Consider the following 16,054-nt stretch of genomic DNA (forward strand, 5'->3'; position numbering starts at 1 on the left):
CTATCTTGAACTATCTGGTTCAAGATAGACCGGGCGGATCGGCGGGAGGATCGGGGTATGGCGGGCAAGAAGCAGTTCGACGTCGACGCGGCGCTCGAGGCCGCGATGATCCAGTTCTGGCAGGCCGGGTACGCCGAGACCTCGGTGGACGACCTGTCGCGGGCCACCGGGCTCAACCGCAGCTCGCTCTACTCGTCCTTCGGGGACAAGGATTCGCTCTTCCTGAACTGCCTGGACCGCTACGTCACGCGTTATGGGGAGAAGTACGACGCCGCGCTGGCCGGCGCCGATCAGCCGGTTGCCGCCGTGCGGGCGTTTTTCGAGGTCGCCTTGAAACGCATCGCGGACCCCGGCCTGCCCGACGGGTGCCTGGTGGTCCAGTCCGTTCTGGCGACGCCCGTGCTTAGTCCACGCGTGGCCCAGCGTGCGCAGGAAGCGGTGGGCTCCCAGCGCACCCGGCTGCGCACCGCGTTGAAGGCGGGCGGGGTGTCCGACTCGGTGGCGGGGACTTTCTCCGTCCATATCGCGGCGGTGAACCAGTCGCTGGCGGTCATGAGCCGGGCCGGGGCCGGCCCGCAACAGCTGCACGCCATCGTCGACGTGACCCTGGACGCGCTGGCCCGGGCTTAGCGGGCCAGCGCGGCGTCGAGCGGCGCACTGAATGCAGCGGATGACGCGTTCCCTGCACTGAATGCAGGGCACGCGTCATCCGCTGCTCCTTGGTTCGGCGTCGAGCAGGTCTAGGTCTGCGGCAGCGAAGTCACCTTCGGCGAGAACACCAGGCCGAGTTCGCCGAAGAACCGGGTCCACCCGCTGTGGCGGGCGCGGGATTGTCGTCGTCCCCTCGATTCGGGGCAGGCTCATCGGGAAGCCGGGGCCGAGACGCCTTGCGGGGCTGGGGCCTGGTCTCCGTGCTGCGGGCGGCCAGTGATGTGGCCAGGGCGTTCCGGAGCCCGGCCCGCCGTCCGATCCGGTGAGACATGGCCGAAGCTTGCCTACTCGGCCAAGCGTCGTGACGCCGCGCCCGCTGCCAGCCCCGTCGCCGTGAGCACCAGCCCGACGCCGAGCAGGACCCACGTCCCGCTCGCCGGCGCGATCCGCGCGGCGGGTGCCAGGTCGGCCACGCGGGGGAGCGTGAGCACGAGGTACTGCGCGGCGATCCCGATCACCGCGATGCCGGGCAGGCACGCGAAGGCCAGCGGCTCGTCCCGGTGCCGCTGCAACGCCGCCAATGCCAGTCCGAACGCGAGTGCCATCGCCAGCGCACACGCCAGCCGCAACCCGAGCCCCAGATCCGGATCGGCGACCCCCGGCGGGAACCGCTCGGAGAGGTACTGCGCCGACGGCAGCACCAGCCCCGCCCCACCCGCCACCGCCGCGGCGAGGACGACTATCGCCCGCACCGCTTGCAGGCGCTTCACCGCGGGGCTCCGGTCGAGGTGGGTTGTGCGTGCGGTTGCTTCGGCGCGCTGCTGGGGCGAAGCGGTGTGGCTCCGGCTGGCGGGTGTTGCCGCGTCGCCCCGCTACCGGGGTGACGCGGTATTGCTCCGGCTAATGCGGGTTGCGTGGGCAGCCGCTTCGCCGAACTGCCGACGCGAAGCGACGAAGCGCTGGCTGTCATGCACCGCTGATTCGCCCCGCGACCAGGGCGAAGAGTCCCGGCCCCAGGCGGAGCGGGCTGCGTGCACGGCTGCTTCCCCGTGCTGCCGACGCGAAGCAATGCCGTGCCACCGAACCGAAGCACCGCCGTCCAGCCGGACACGTCTGACCGATCCACCACACAACCCCGGCGACGGCCCACCACCGTCCGGCGCTGTCCCACCGACCCATCGCCCACGCGACCTCCCGATGCCCCAGGAGACCCGATCCTACGGGCCCCGCGACCCCCGGCAGCTCGGTTTTCCCGGCGTCAGGAGTGGTCTTCCTTCACCATGTCCGCGCATTTCTCGCCGATTGCCATCGTCGTGATGCAGGGGTTGACCGCGACCAGGAAGGGCATCACCGAGGCGTCCGCGACGCGCAGGCCCTCGACGCCGCGCACGCGCAGCCGTTCGTCCAGGACGGCGGCGCTGTCCGACTCCGGGCCCATCTTCACCGTGCACGCGGGGTGGTAGACGGTGTTGTGGGTCTTGCGCAGGTAGTCGGCGATCTCGTCGTCCGTGGTGACGTCGCGGCCGGGGGACAGCTCCGTGCCCGCCCACTCGTCCATGGCCGGCTGGGCCGCGATCGAGCGGGCCAGCCGGACGCCGTGGGTCATCACGCGCATGTCGTGCTCGTCGCTGAAGTAGCGGGGGTCCACGCGGGGCTTGTCGCGGAAGTCGCGGGTGCGCAGGCGGACCGTGCCGGTCGAGCGGCTGCGCGTGACGTTCGGGGTGAGGCAGAAGCCGTTCTCCGTCGTCGGGTAGCCGTAGCGCAGGGTGTTCAGGTCGAACGGCACCGAGCCGTAGTGGAACATCAGGTCCGGCCGGTCCAGGCCCTCCTCGGTGGTGGTGAAGATGCCGATTTCCCACCACTGCGTGGATTCGGTGACCATCGGCTGCAGCGCGTCCCACTGGACCAGCCCCTCCGGGTGATCCTGCAGGTTCGCCCCGACGCCCGGCGAGTCCACCAGCACGTCCACGCCCACCTCGCGCAGGTGCTCCGCCGGCCCGATGCCGGACAGCATCAGCAGCTTCGGTGAGTCGATCGCGCCGGAGCTGAGGATCACCTCGCGCCGCGCCGTCACCTTCTCGCTGTGGATCAGGTCCGGCGCCTGCAATTCCACGCCCACGCAGCGCCGTCCGGAGAACAGCAGGCGCTTGGCCCGCGCGTCGGTGCGCACCTCGAGATTGGGGCGCCGGCCCAGGATCGGGTGCAGGTACGAGACCGACGCCGAGGAGCGCGTGCCGTCCTCGCGCGCGTTGATCTGGAACCAGTTCGCGCCGTGCGTGACGGTCCGGCCGGAGTTGAACTCCGTGGTCGGGATGCCCTCCTGCGCGCACGCGGCGAGCAGCGCGACGCCCGCGGGGTCGCGCGGCGGCACCGAGCGGATCGTCACCGGGCCCGAGCGGCCGTGGTGCTCGCCCGGCCCGTCGTTGGTCTCGAGGCGTTGGTACAGCGGGAAAACGTCGGCGGCCGACCAGCCCGGCAGGCCCAGCGAGGCCCACTCGTCGAGGTCCTCGGCCGGCGCCCAGAACGCGATGCACGAGTTGTGCGAGGAGCAGCCGCCGAGCACTCGGGCCCGCGCGTGGCGCAGGTAGGAGTTGCCGGACTCCTGCGGCTCCACCAGGTAGTCCCAGTCGTAGCCGGATTCCAGCAGCCCCATCCACTTCGTCAGCTCGAGGATGGCCGGGTCGTCCACATCGGACGGTCCGGCCTCCAGCAGGCAGACGGTGACGTCCGGGTCCTGGGAAAGCCGCGCGGCCACCACTGAGCCCGCCGTGCCACCGCCGACGACCACGTAGTCGAACTCACTCATCGGTTACCTCCTGCGAATGCGAAGACGAAGCCGCGGACGGGACGGCGGCGTGGTCCGCCAGCACGCCGATCTTGTGCCGCTGCACGAACCAGTAGTAGGCGAACCCGCCGGCCGCGAACACGGCGACGAACAGCACCGAGCTCCACCGCAGGTACCAGTGGTACGGCGGGGTCGCGTTGTAGATCTCGGTGCGCGGCCAGGCCAGGTTCACGGTCATCGCGACGCCCCACAGCACCGCGAGCACGTTCACCGGCAGGCCCCAGCGGCCGAGGGAGAAGCGCCCTGACGGCGCGTCCTTGCGCGGCCACTCGCCGCGCAGCCGCTTCACCAGCATCGGGACGGTCACCAGCAGGTACGCCACGTAGATCAGGATGATCGCCAGGCTGGTCACCGCCGAGAAGATCTGCGACGAGTTGATGTTCACCAGCAGCAGCGCCACCGCGATCAGGCCGATCACGATCGCGGGCAGCACCGGGGTGCCGGTCTTCTTGTTGACGTGCGCGAGCTTCGAGCCGCCGGGCAGCGCGTTGTCCCGCGCCATGGCGAACGCGATCCGGATCGCCGCGGTGTGCACGGCGAGCACGCACACGGTGATCGCGATGAACACCACGAACAGGAAGACCCGGCCGATCGCGGGCCCGAGCGCGTCGGTCAGCACGTACTGCAGGCCGACCGTGCCCAGCTCCGGCGCGTGGATGTTGCCCACCGCCATCAGCGCGAACAGGATGATCAGCCCGCCGAGCACGAACGAAGCCACCAGCGCCCGCATGATCGCCTTCGGCGCGTTGCGGTGCGGGTCCACCGACTCCTCGCCGAGCGAGGCCGCCGTGTCGAAGCCGTACATCACGTAGGACGAGGCGATCGCGGCGATCAGGAACGCGCCGAGATAGCCGCCCGCGTGGCCCTCGCCGGTCCCGTTGGTCTCGGTGACCACGCCGGGCCCGCGGACGAAGTGGAACGCCAGGAACACGACCAGCAGCACGGCGAAGAGCAGCTCGATGAACACGCCCGCGCTGTTGATCCGCGCCATCAGCTTCACGCCGAACGCGTTCACCAGCGTGGTGAACACGATCAGCACGGCCGCCAGCAGCACGCCGTTGGCCGCGTCGCTGGTGCCCGAGCCGTCACCGATGAACTGGAAGAACGAGGTGATCTGCGGCAGCGTCCGCTGGTAGGCCAGCGCCGTCGCGGAGATCGAGACGATCGACGCGAGCAGCATCATCCAGCCCGCCAGCCACGCCACGTGCGAGTTGCCGAGCTTCTTCGCCCAGTTGTAGACGGAGCCGGCGACCGGGTAGTGGGCGGCCAGCTCGGCGAAGCTCAGCGCGACCATCAGCTGGCCCGCGAACACCATCGGCCACGACCACCAGTAGGCCGGGCCGCCCTCGGACAGGCCCAGGTAGGACAGCTGGAACACCCCGGTGAGCACCGAGATGTAGCTGATTCCCGCGGCGAAGGTGTGGAAGCTGCCGAGCGTCCGCTTGAGCTGGTTGGTGTAGCCGAATTCGCTGAGCTCGCTGTCACCGGTGTCGGTGCTCACGGCACTGGTCCTTTCGGTGGGTCTCGATCGGACTAGAGCTCGTGAGTGTTCAGGACGGTTCTAACCGGCATGAACACTCACGAGGCCCAGCGCTAGCCGGCGAACCAGTGCTGCGGGCCGGGGCGCAGGTTCTGGTAGATGTGCTTGGCCTCGGTGTACTCGGCCAGCCCGGTCGGCCCCAGCTCGCGGCCGAAGCCGGACTGCTTGTAGCCGCCCCACTCGGCCTGCGGCAGGTACGGGTGGTAGTCGTTGATCCACACCGTGCCGTGGCGCAGCCGGTTCGCCACGCGCTGGGCGCGCGCGGCGTCGCTGGTGAACACGCCGCCGGCCAGGCCGTAGTGGGTGTCGTTGGCGATCCGGATCGCGTCGTCCTCGTCGGTGAACGTCTCCACGGTCAGCACCGGCCCGAAGGACTCCTCGACCACGGCGGTGCTGCCCTGCGCGACGTTGTCCAGAATGGTCGGCAGGTAGTAGAAGCCGTCCTGCAATTCGGGCGCTTCCGGGCGCTTGCCGCCGGTGCGCAGCACGGCGCCCTCGGCGATCGCGGTGGCGACGTAGCGCTCCACCTTCTCGCGGTGCGCGGCGGAGATCAGCGGCCCGGTCTCGGCGTTCTCGTCGAACGGCCCGCCCAGCCGGATCCGCTCGGCCCGGCGCACCAGCTCGCCGACGAACTCGTCGTGCCACTCGCGCTGGACGATCAGCCGGGCGCCGGCCGAGCAGACCTGGCCCGAGTGCAGGAAGACGGCGGTCAGCGCGTAGTCCACGGCGGTCTCGAAGTCCGCGTCGGCGAACACCACGTTCGGGTTCTTGCCGCCCAGCTCGAGGGCGACCTTCTTCACGGTCGCCGCGGCGTTCGCGGCGATCACCTTCCCGGTGGCCAGCCCGCCGGTGAAGGAGACCAAGTCGACGTCCGGGTGCTCGGACAGCGGCGCGCCCGCCTCCGGGCCCGCGCCGAGCACGAGGTTCGCCACGCCGGCGGGCAGCCCGGCCTCGCTGAGCAGCTTCATCAGCATGATCGACGTGTGCGGGGTCAGCTCGCTGGGCTTGAGCACGAACGTGTTGCCCGCGGCCAGCGCCGGCGCGACCTTCCAGATGGTCTGCAGCAGCGGGTAGTTCCACGGGGTGATCAACCCGCAGACGCCGACCGGCTCGTGCACGATCCGGCTGAACGAGTCCGCGCTGCCGGTGTCCACCACGCGCCCGGCGTCGTTGGCCGCGAGCTTGCCGAAGTAGCGCAGGCAGGCGGCGATGTCGGCCATGTCGTACCGGCTCTCCACCAGGCGTTTGCCAGTGTCCAGCGATTCGGCGCGGGCGAACGCCTCGGCGTCGCGGTCGAGCAGGTCGGCCGTGCGCAGGAGCAGGTCGCCACGCGTGGCGGCGGCGGTCGAGGGCCACGGACCGGTGTCGAAGGCGCGGCGCGCGGCGGCGATGGCCGCTTCGGTGTCCGCGCGGCGGACCTCGTCGACCGTGGCGACCAGGGTCCCGTCCGCCGGGCACCGGATCTCGCGGCGGCCGCCCGCTAGCGCGTTCACCCATTCGCCACCGATGTACAAGTCCGCCATGAGGTCCTCTCGCGATTCGTTTCCGGTGTCCGGATTATCGCGGCCACGCGGGGTGACCGCGAGTCGGCCGGGGCCGTCACCGGACCGGTTGTGACGAGGCTCCCGCCCCCGACACGACCGGGTGACCCTGGTCACAAACCGGCCGGACGAGAACCTCGCGACGCCGTCCGCCGACTTCCCGGACGACGGCTGCGGCGGGCCGGGTTTTCCCGGGATCCGTTGGCGCGCAATCCCTTTCTCCGTTGCCGGGCGGTCGGCGGCGGGCTCATCCAAGGAGTGTGGAATGTCCATTCGCAAGGTGACGGCGGTGGTGAGCGTGACCGTGGCGGCACTGGGCCTCGCCGCCCCGGCCGACGCGGCGGCCCCGCCGCGAACCTGGGCCCCGTGCACGCAGCTGGCCGCCTCCTGGCCCAAGGAAGCGGGCACGGCCGCGGAGTGCACGACGGTGACCGTGCCGGTCGACTACAGCCGGCCGGACGGGCGGGCCATCGAGCTGGCGGTGGACCGGATCCCCGCGTCCGACCAGGCCCACCGCCGGGGCGTGCTGGTGCTGAACCCGGGCGGGCCGGGCGGCACCGGGATGTCGATGCCGGAGCTCATCCGGACCAGCCGGCTCAGTGACCTGGCGAAGTACTACGACCTGGTCGGCTTCGACCCGCGCGGCACCGGTTACAGCGGGCAGATCGACTGCCAGGCGCTGGGCGGCGCGCCGGAGCCGGGGCCGGGGGAGTCCGAAAAGGACCAATGGCTCGACCAGGTCCGCTGGCGGGCCACCAAGTACACCGGCTGTGCGGAGAAGGACCCGGAGTTCGCCGCGAGCCTCGGCGCGGTCACGATCGCCCGTGACGTCGACCGGATCCGCGAGGCGCTGGGCGAGCGGAAGATCAACTACTTCGGCGTCTCCTGGGGCACCGCGCTCGGCGCGACCTACCGCAGCCTGTTCGACGAGCACGTGGACAAGATGGCCATCGACTCGGTGCTGCCCCCGGACCTGGACCTCGACCGGTTCGACCAGGTGGAGACCAGGGCGCACGACGAGAACCTGCACCGGTTCGCCGGCTGGATGGCTTCGCGTGACGCCGTGCTCCACCTGGGCAAGACGGCCGATCAGGTGGTGGCCACGGAGCTGGCGATGTTCAGCGAGCTGAAGGCCCACCCGCGGCAGATCGTCCAGAACGGGGTGCCGCTCACGCTGAACGACACCTGGGTGTTCAACCAGGCCGGGTCCACCTCGCCGAGGTGGGGGACCGCGGCCTCGGCGCTGGCCGCCGTGCACGCCGGGAAGGACCCTGCCCCGTCCGCGCAGGCCCAGGCCCAGGAACCGGCCGCGGGAGCGTTCGGCTGGGACGAGAAGCGCCCGTACGCGCTGAACCGGTACGTGCAGCACGCGGTCAACTGCGCCGATTCCACCAGCAGTCGCGATCTGGACCAGGTGTGGAGCGACTACACCGTGACCGATGCGCGCTACCCGCTGTCGGCCGGCGGCCAGCCGGGCTACTCCGGCAGCTGCGTGGACTGGCCGTACAGCGGGAAGTACATCGACTACCGGCCCGGCCACAGCCCCTTGCAGCTGATCGCGCACCGCTACGAATCCGTGACGCCGTACCAGGGCGCGCTGGAAATGCGGCAGCGCATCGGCGGTTCGGTCCTCACGGTGGGCGACGACGTGCACGGCTCGCTGGCGAACCTGCCGTGCGCGAGCAAGCTGGTCCGGTTCTTCGGCACCGGGGTGCCGATCACCGACAGCTGCGACGGCGCGCCGAGCCCGGAGCCCCAGCCCGTTCCGTGACGGGAACCGATCAGCGGGGCCACTCGGAGTGATCGTGAGACGGTCGGGTGGCCCCGTTTCGCACTCGACAGTGGAGTTGCGTGCGCGCCGGGCTTGTGATCCGCGACGCGGGCGGCCGAGGCGAGGTGGCGCCCGTCCGTAGACTGGCTCGAACGCGGCGGAGTGAAGGGAACCAGGCGAGGTGGAGCTGTGACGATGCTGGACTCGGTGCACGGACCGGCCGACCTGAAGCGGCTGAGTGTCGAGGACCTCGACGAGCTGGCCGCCGAAATCAGGGATTTCCTGGTGGACAAGGTGCGGCGCTCCGGCGGCCACCTCGGCCCGAACCTCGGTGTCGTGGAGCTCACGCTCGCGCTGCACCGCGTGTTCGACTCGCCGCGGGACGCGATCGTGTGGGACGTCGGGCACCAGTCCTACGTGCACAAGATCGTGACCGGGCGGCACGGCGAGTTCGACCGGCTGCGCCAGCTCGGCGGCCCGACCGGCTACCCGTCGCGGGCCGAGAGCGAGCACGACCTGGTGGAGAACAGCCACGCGTCCACCGCGCTGTCCTATGTGGACGGCTTGGCGAAGGCCTTCGAGCTGTCCGGCGGCGAGCGGCGGCACGCGGTCGCGGTGGTCGGCGACGGCGCGCTGACCGGCGGCATGTGCTGGGAGGCGCTCAACAACATCGCGGCCAACCGGGAGCGCCCGGTGGTGATCGTGGTCAACGACAACGGCCGGTCCTACTCGCCGACCATCGGCGGGGTCGCCGACCACCTGGCCTCGCTGCGGCTGCAGCCCGGCTACGAGCGGCTGCTCGACGGCGGCCGCGAGATCCTGCGCCACACCCCGGTGGTGGGCAAGCCGATCTACGCCGCGCTGCACGCCGCGAAGGCCGGCCTCAAGGACGCGCTGACCCCGCAGATGATGTTCTCCGACCTGGGCCTGAAGTACCTCGGCCCGGTGGACGGGCACGACCTGGTGGCGCTGGAGAAGGCGTTCCACACCGCCCGCGCGTTCGGCGGCGCGGTGATCGTGCACGTGGTCACCGAGAAGGGCCACGGCTACGCGCCCGCGGTGAACCACCAGGCCGACCAGATGCACCAGACCGACCCGATCGACCCGGAGACCGGCCTGCCGCCGGTGAAGGGCCCGAGCTGGACCGGGGTGTTCGGCGACGAGCTGGCGAAGATCGGCGCCGAGCGCGAGGACGTCGTCGCGATCACCGCGGCGATGCTGCGCTCCACCGGGCTGGAGAAGTTCGCCGAGCGGTTCCCGGACCGCTGGTTCGACGTCGGCATCGCCGAGCAGCACGCGGTCACCTCGGCGGCCGGGCTGGCGATGGGCGGCTACCACCCGGTGGTGGCGGTCTACTCGACCTTCCTCAACCGCGCGTTCGACCAGGTGCTGATGGACGTCGCGCTGCACCGCCAGCCGGTGACGCTGGTGCTGGACCGGGCGGGCATCACCGGGCCGGACGGGCCGAGCCACCACGGCATGTGGGACCTCTCGCTGCTGGGCATGGTGCCCGGCATGCGCGTGGCCGCGCCGCGCGACCCGGGCACCCTGCGCGAGGAGCTGCGCGAGGCGGTGTCCATTGAGGACGGTCCGAGCGCGCTGCGGTTCTCCAAGGGCTCGGTGGGCCCGGACGTGCCGGCCGTCGAGCGGATCGGCACGGTCGACGTGCTGCGCCGCCCGAGCGAGGTGTGCACGCCGGACGTGCTGCTGGTCGCCGTGGGCTCGTTCGCGAAGCTGGGCCTCGAAGCCGCCGACCGCCTGGCGGACCAGGGCATCGGCGTGACCGTGGCCGACCCGCGCTGGGTGGTGCCGGTGCCCGCGGAGCTGGTCGCGCTGGCCGAGCAGCACAAGCTCGTGGTGACGGTGGAGGACAGCGGCCGCCACGGCGGCTTCGGCTCCGCGCTGGCGACCGTCCTGCGCGACGCCGAGTGCGACGTCCCGCTGCGTGATTTGGCGGTGCCGCAGGACTTCCACGAGCACGGCACCCGCAACGAGGTCCTCGACCGGGTCGGCCTGACCGCCCAGGACGTGGCCCGGCGCATCACCGAATGGGCGTCCGGGCGGCTGGGCACCGACGTGGCCCCGGCGGCCGAGAAGCAGCCTCGGGCCTGAAGCGCCCCAATGTGGCGTTGGGTGCGTTGAGCGCACCGAACGCCACATTGGGGGCGCAAACCAGCCAGGGTTGGCGGACGCCAGCCGGGCGCCGCTTTGTGTTGGTGCGTCAGGCTTCCGCAGCCACCGCTGCGGTATCAACGCGAGCCGGACCGAACACCGCACGCGGTTCCGGGAACAGCTTGACCAGCACCGGGTAGGCCACCGCGGCCACGCCCAGGGTCACGACGAGACTGATGTCCACACCGCCCGCGATGCCGTGCAGGGGGCCGGTGATCATCGGGGTGTTCGCGCACAGCAGGCCCAGCGCCGTGGCCGGCAGCCAGGCCGCCATCGCGCGCCAGTTGACGCCGCGGTGGAACCAGTAGCGGCCGCCGGTGCGGCCCTCGTTGAACACCTGCAGGTCGGCCGGGTCGTAATAACCGCGGCGCAGCAGGTAGCCGATCATCATGATCACCATCCACGGCGAGGTGCACAGCACGATCAGCGTGGCGAACGCGTTGATGCTGGAGACCATGTCGAGCACGAAGTTGCCGACGAAGATGAACAGCACGCTCAGCGTCCCGATCAGCAGCGTCGCCTGCACCCGGGACAGGCGCGGGAAGATCGAGCTGAAGTCCAAACCGGTGCCGTACAACGAGGTCGTGCCCGTGGACAGCCCGCCGACCAGCGCGACGACGATCAGCGGGATCGCGTACCAGAGCGGGGAGACCGCGGTCAGCCCGGTGACGTAGTCGGCCGGGTCGGCGACCAGCGTCGCCGTCGCGATGCCGAAGCCGAACGGCAGCAGCGTCGCCAGTTGCGCGAGGAACGGCGCGGCCAGCAGGGAACGGCGGCGGTAGCGGTCCGGGATGTAGCGCGACCAGTCGCCGAGGAAGGCGCCGAACGAGATCGGGTTGGCCATCACGGTCAGCACGGCCAGGATCCAGGTGGGCCAGAACGTGCCCAGCGCGTACGCCCCGGTGCCGGCGAAACCCGGGTCGAACGAGCCGCCGTAGGCGAAGATCCCGAGCAGCATGATCGCCGTGCCGAGCACCACGGCGACGCGGTTGACCAGCAGCATGAACCGGTAGCCGTAGATGCAGACCACCAGCGTGGCGACGGCGATCAGCCCGTACGCCACCGCGCGCAGCGCCGCCCCGCCGTCAAAGCCGAAAAGTCGTTGCGCCGCACCGGCGACGGCGTCGCCGCTGACCCACACGGAGATCGCGAAGAAGGTGATCGCGGTCAGCAGCGAGAGGAACGAGCCGACGCACCGGCCGACCACGCCGAAGTGCGCGCCGGACGAAACCGCGTTGTTGGTCCGGGTCACCGGGCCGAACAACGCCATCGGCGCCAGTACCAGGCCGCCGAGCACCACGCCCACCGCGGTTGCCGCCAGCGCGGCCCAGAAGCCCAGGCCGTACGCGATCGGCAGCGTGCCGAGGATGATCGTGGCGAAGGTGTTCGCGCCGCCGAACGCCAGCCGGAACAGGTCGCGCGGGCGCGAAGTCTGCTCCGCCGGCGGGATCGGCGCGATGCCGTGCTGCTCGACCTCGGTGATCTTGTCGCTCATCGGCCCCTCACTCGAAGCGGGTCATCACATGCTTGACGCGGGTGTACTCGGCGAACGCGTAGGCCGAGAGGTCCTTGCCGTGGCCGGAATGGCCGAAGCCGCCGTGCGGCATCTCCGCCACCAGCGGCCCGTGGGTGTTCACCCAGACACAGCCGAAGTCCAGGTCCCGCGAAAGCCGGGCGGCGCGGCCGAGGTCGTGCGTCCAGACCGAGGAGGCCAGCCCGTACGGCACGCCGTTCGCCAGCTCCACCGCGTGCTCCTCGTCGGTGAACGGCTGGACGGTGACCACCGGCGCGAAGACCTCTTCCTGCACGATCTCGTCGTCCTGGCGCAGCCCGGAGACCACCGTCGGCGCGAAGTGGAAGCCGGGGCCGGGCGCGGTGCCGCCGGTCTCGACCCGCGCATGGGCGGGCAGCCGGTCGACCAGGCCGAGCACCCGGTCGAGCTGCGCGCGGCTGTTCAGCGGGCCGTAGTCCACGCCGGGGCGGGCCGCCGCGGCCGCTTTGACCAGCTCGGTGACGAACTCGTCGTGCACGCTCTCGTGCACCAGCACCCGGCTGCCCGCGGTGCAGTCCTGACCGGCGTTGTAGGACGCGGCGCCGAAGACGTCCGCCGCGGTCGAGGCCAGGTCGACGTCGCCGAACACCAGCAGGGGAGCGTTGCCGCCGAGTTCCAGGTGCGTGCGCTTGAGGTCGGCCGCCGCGACGGTCGCCACGTCGATCCCGGCCCGCGTCGAACCGGTGATGGAGACCAGCTCGGTGAGCGGGTGCGCCACGAGCGCGCGGCCGGTTTCCCGGTCGCCGCACAGCACGTTGAACACGCCCGCGGGCAGGAATTCCGCGGCCACCTGAGCGAGCAGCACAGCCGTGGACGGCGTGGTCTCGGCGGGCTTGAGCACCACGGTGTTCCCGGCGGCCAGCGCCGGCGCGATCTTCCAGACGCCCATCATCAGCGGGTAGTTCCACGGCGCGATCTGCGCGCACACGCCGACCGGCTCGCGGCGGATCACCGAGGTGTGGCCAGGCGTGTACTCACCGGCCGCGGTGCCCTCCAGCTGACGCGCGGCGCCTGCGAAGAACCGCAGCGCGCTCACGCACTCCGGGATCTCCTCGTCCAGCACGACGGCGCGGATCTTGCCGGTCTCGCGGACTTCCGCGTCCGCGAATTCTTCGGCGCGGGCCTCCACCGCGTCGGCGATCTTCAGCAGCGCGTGCTGCCGCTGCGCCGGGGTGCTCCGGCGCCAGGTCTTGAACGCGCGGGCCGCGGCCGTCATCGCCGCGTCCACTTCGGACTGACCGGAGCAGACGCTGGTGCCGAAGACCGTGCCGGTGGCCGGATCGGTCAGCTCCAGGGATCCTTCGGCCGGGGCCGAAGCGCCGTCGACGAAGTTGAGGACGTGGGTCACCGCTGCTCCAGGTGGGTCGGGGCGAACATCTTCAGCACGGCCGGCAGCACGACCACGGACGGGCCCGGGGTCCGCAGCGCCGCCGCCAGGTCCGCGCCGACGGTGTCCAATGAGGACAGCTGTGCGGGCACGCCGAAGGACTCCGCCAGCGCGACGAAGTCCGGCCGCGGCAGCTCGGTCGCGGTGGTCCGGCCGAACGTGTCGGTCAGGTACTCGCGGAGGATGCCGTAACCGCCGTCGTCGACCACGAGCCAGGTGACGTCGAGGCCGTGCTGCACGGCGGTGGCCAGCTCGGCGAGGCCGTACATCGCGCCGCCGTCGCCGGAGACGCCCAGCGCGGGGATCCCGGTCGCGGCGGCGCCGAGCGCGCCCGGCAGGCCGTAACCCAGGCCGCCGGCGCCCTGCGCGGTGTGGATCGGCGCGCCGTCCGGATTCCACACCGACCACGCCCAGTACGCGGCGATCGTCATGTCCCAGAACGTCTGCGTGCCGGGCGGCAGCGCGGCGCGGATGTCGTCCACCAGCTTGCGCTCGGCCGTCAGCGGTTGGCTGTCCAAACGCGACTCGACGCGGGCCAGCAACTCCTTGACCGCGGCCTCGGCCCGGCCGTCGGAACGCCGCATCGGCACCTGCTCCAGCAGCGCTTGCAGGGTGAGCCGGACGTCGGCGTGCAGGCCGAGCGCGGGGTAGTTCGACTCCAGCTTGCCCAGGTCGGCCTCGACCTGGACCAGCCGTCCGCGCGGGGCGAACTCGCGGTAGTTGCTGGACAGCTCGCCGAGGCCGGAGCCCAGCACCAGCAGTACGTCAGCGTCGGCGAGGAACTCCGTGGTGTGCCAGTCCTCCAGCCAGGATCGGCCGGAAAGCTCGTGGTCCCAAGGGAAAACGCCCTTGCCGCCGAACGTCGACACCACCGGCGCGCGCAACGCTTCCGCGAGCGCCTTCAGCTCGGCGTGCGCGCCGGAGCGCAGCGCGCCACCGCCGGCGAGGATCACCGGGTTCTCCGCCCCGGCAAGCAGCTTCGCCGCCTCGTCCACCAGCTCCGGCAACGGCTCCAGCGGCGCCTGCGCGGCGGTCACGGACGTCAGCGGAGGCAGCGAAACCGGCTGCAGCAACACGTCCTGCGGGATCTCCACCCACACCGGCCCGTACGGCGCGGTCGCGGCCGACGCCCAAGCCTCGCGCAGCGCCGTCGGGATCTGGCTCGCCGCGCGGACCACGTGCACGGACTTCACCACGTCGCGGAAGCTCGCCTGCTGGTCGGGCAGCTCGTGCAGGTAGCCGTGCCGACCGCCGCCGAGCCCGGCGACCGGGATCTGGCTGGAGATCCCCAGCACCGGCACGGACGCCGCGCGCGATTCCTGTAGCGAGGCCAAAGTGAGCAGCGCGCCCGGGCCGGTGGAGACGACCATCGGCGTCACCGGCACCGGGCCGTCCGGGTCGGCCGCGAGCCGCGCGCGGGCGTGCCCGTCCGCGGCGAAGGCCAGGTTGTTCTCCACGCGCGAGCTGACCACCCGCACGTCGTCCGCGCGCCGCAGCGCCTCGAACAGGCCCAGTGCGTGCTGCCCGGGCAGGCCGAACACCGTGTCCGCGCCGAGCGCGCGCAGCGTCTCGACGACGACGTCACCACCGATGCGGGTCATTCGCCCTTCCTCAACGCCAGCAGGCTGACCAGGTCGTAGGCCACGTGCGAGGCCGCGACGGCGGTGATGTCGGCGTGGTCGTAGGCCGGGGCCAGCTCGACCACGTCGGCGCCGATCAGGTTCGCGTCGCGCAGCCCGCGCAGGATCTCCAGCAGCTCACGGCTGGTCAGGCCGCCCGCCTCGGGCGTGCCGGTGCCGGGCGCGTGCGCGGGGTCGAGCACGTCGATGTCCACCGAGACGTACAGTGGCCGGTCGCCGATCCGCTGGCGCAGCGCGTCGACCGTCTCGTCGACGCCGCGGCGCATCACGTCGCCGGAGGTGACGATGCCGAAGCCGAGCCGGCGGTCCTCTTCGAGGTCGCGCTTGCCGTACAGCGGCCCGCGCGTGCCGACGTGCGACAGCGCGCTCGTGTCGAGGATGCCTTCCTCGGCGGCGCGGCGGAACGGCGTCCCGTGCGTGTAGGGCTCGCCGAAGTAGGTGTCCCAGGTGTCGAGGTGCGCGTCGAAGTGAAGCAGCGCAACGGGTCCGTGCTTCTTCGCGGCCGCGCGCAGCAGCGGCAGGGCGATCGTGTGGTCGCCGCCGACGGTCACCAGCCGGGTGCCGTTCGCCGTCAGCGCCTCGGCTTCCTGCTGCAGCGTCTCGATCGCCTCACCGACGTGGAACGGGTTCACGGCGATGTCGCCCGCGTCAACCACCTGCTTCTCGGCAAAGGGGGACACGTCGAGCGCCGGGTGGTACGGCCGGAGCAGCCGGCTGGCCTCGCGCACGGCCGCCGGGCCGAAGCGGGCGCCCGGCCGGTACGAAACCCCGGAGTCGAACGGCACGCCGACCACGGCGACGTCGGCGTGCTCCACCTCGTCGATCCGCGGCAGCCTCGCGAAGGTGGCGAAACCGGCGAAGCGGGGGACCCGCGACGAGTCGAGCGGTCCGATCGGGGGCTGGTCAGTCACTGCGGTGTACTCCTGATTCTGGTGATTCCTGGTGCCGGGGTGGG

At 71.5% G+C, this 16,054-nt stretch carries 11 protein-coding genes; 3 read left to right on the forward strand and 8 right to left on the reverse strand.

The features are described 5' to 3' along the window. The first annotated feature begins 57 nt into the window (after positions 1-57). Complete coding sequence (locus OG371_RS30575; protein WP_329058890.1) at positions 58-630, forward strand: TetR/AcrR family transcriptional regulator; 573 nt, start codon at positions 58-60, stop codon at positions 628-630. Positions 631-995: 365 nt separating this feature from the next. Here the strand turns inward: OG371_RS30575 and OG371_RS30580 are convergent, their stop codons facing one another. The 4 genes from OG371_RS30580 to OG371_RS30595 form a co-directional block, all read right to left on the reverse strand. Beyond that, positions 996-1,421 carry a hypothetical protein gene (locus OG371_RS30580; RefSeq protein WP_329058892.1) on the reverse strand — a complete coding sequence of 142 codons (426 nt, stop codon included), beginning with the start codon at positions 1,419-1,421 and terminating at the stop codon, positions 996-998. A gap of 488 nt (positions 1,422-1,909) precedes the next feature. After that, positions 1,910-3,457, reverse strand: a complete 1,548-nt coding sequence (locus tag OG371_RS30585) for a GMC family oxidoreductase (RefSeq protein ID WP_329058894.1) — start codon at positions 3,455-3,457, stop codon at positions 1,910-1,912. After that, complete coding sequence (locus OG371_RS30590; protein WP_329058895.1) at positions 3,450-4,997, reverse strand: APC family permease; 1,548 nt, start codon at positions 4,995-4,997, stop codon at positions 3,450-3,452. Before OG371_RS30590 ends, OG371_RS30585 begins: the two co-directional genes overlap by 8 nt. 92 nt (positions 4,998-5,089) lie before the next feature. Next, positions 5,090-6,559, reverse strand: a complete 1,470-nt coding sequence (locus tag OG371_RS30595) for an aldehyde dehydrogenase family protein (RefSeq protein ID WP_329058896.1) — start codon at positions 6,557-6,559, stop codon at positions 5,090-5,092. Between the two features lie 283 nt (positions 6,560-6,842). On the opposite strand from OG371_RS30595, the gene OG371_RS30600 reads away from it, so the two are divergent. Together OG371_RS30600 and dxs are read left to right on the forward strand one after the other, a co-directional pair. Beyond that, on the forward strand, positions 6,843-8,348 hold the full coding sequence (locus OG371_RS30600) for an alpha/beta fold hydrolase (protein WP_329058898.1): 1,506 nt from the start codon (positions 6,843-6,845) through the stop codon (positions 8,346-8,348). Positions 8,349-8,537: 189 nt separating this feature from the next. Next, positions 8,538-10,460: a 1-deoxy-D-xylulose-5-phosphate synthase gene (gene dxs / locus OG371_RS30605; RefSeq protein WP_329058900.1), complete on the forward strand. Its 1,923-nt coding sequence runs from the start codon at positions 8,538-8,540 to the stop codon at positions 10,458-10,460. A 109-nt stretch (positions 10,461-10,569) separates the two neighbouring features. Here dxs and OG371_RS30610 read toward each other — a convergent pair whose 3' ends face one another. The 4 genes from OG371_RS30610 to speB are packed head-to-tail and all read right to left on the reverse strand — an operon-like array spanning position 10,570 to position 16,010. Further along, positions 10,570-12,015: a purine-cytosine permease family protein gene (locus tag OG371_RS30610; RefSeq protein ID WP_329058901.1), complete on the reverse strand. Its 1,446-nt coding sequence runs from the start codon at positions 12,013-12,015 to the stop codon at positions 10,570-10,572. A gap of 7 nt (positions 12,016-12,022) precedes the next feature. Further along, entirely contained in the window at positions 12,023-13,420 is a 1,398-nt protein-coding gene (locus OG371_RS30615) for an aminobutyraldehyde dehydrogenase (protein WP_329058903.1), read from the reverse strand. Continuing rightward, positions 13,417-15,060 carry a thiamine pyrophosphate-binding protein gene (locus OG371_RS30620; RefSeq protein ID WP_329058904.1) on the reverse strand — a complete coding sequence of 548 codons (1,644 nt, stop codon included), beginning with the start codon at positions 15,058-15,060 and terminating at the stop codon, positions 13,417-13,419. Before OG371_RS30620 ends, OG371_RS30615 begins: the two co-directional genes overlap by 4 nt. After that, positions 15,057-16,010: an agmatinase gene (gene speB / locus OG371_RS30625; RefSeq protein WP_329058905.1), complete on the reverse strand. Its 954-nt coding sequence runs from the start codon at positions 16,008-16,010 to the stop codon at positions 15,057-15,059. Before speB ends, OG371_RS30620 begins: the two co-directional genes overlap by 4 nt. Positions 16,011-16,054: the final 44 nt, after the last annotated feature.

The organism is Amycolatopsis sp. NBC_01480 (assembly GCF_036227205.1).
Taxonomy (GTDB): Bacteria; Actinomycetota; Actinomycetes; order Mycobacteriales; family Pseudonocardiaceae; genus Amycolatopsis.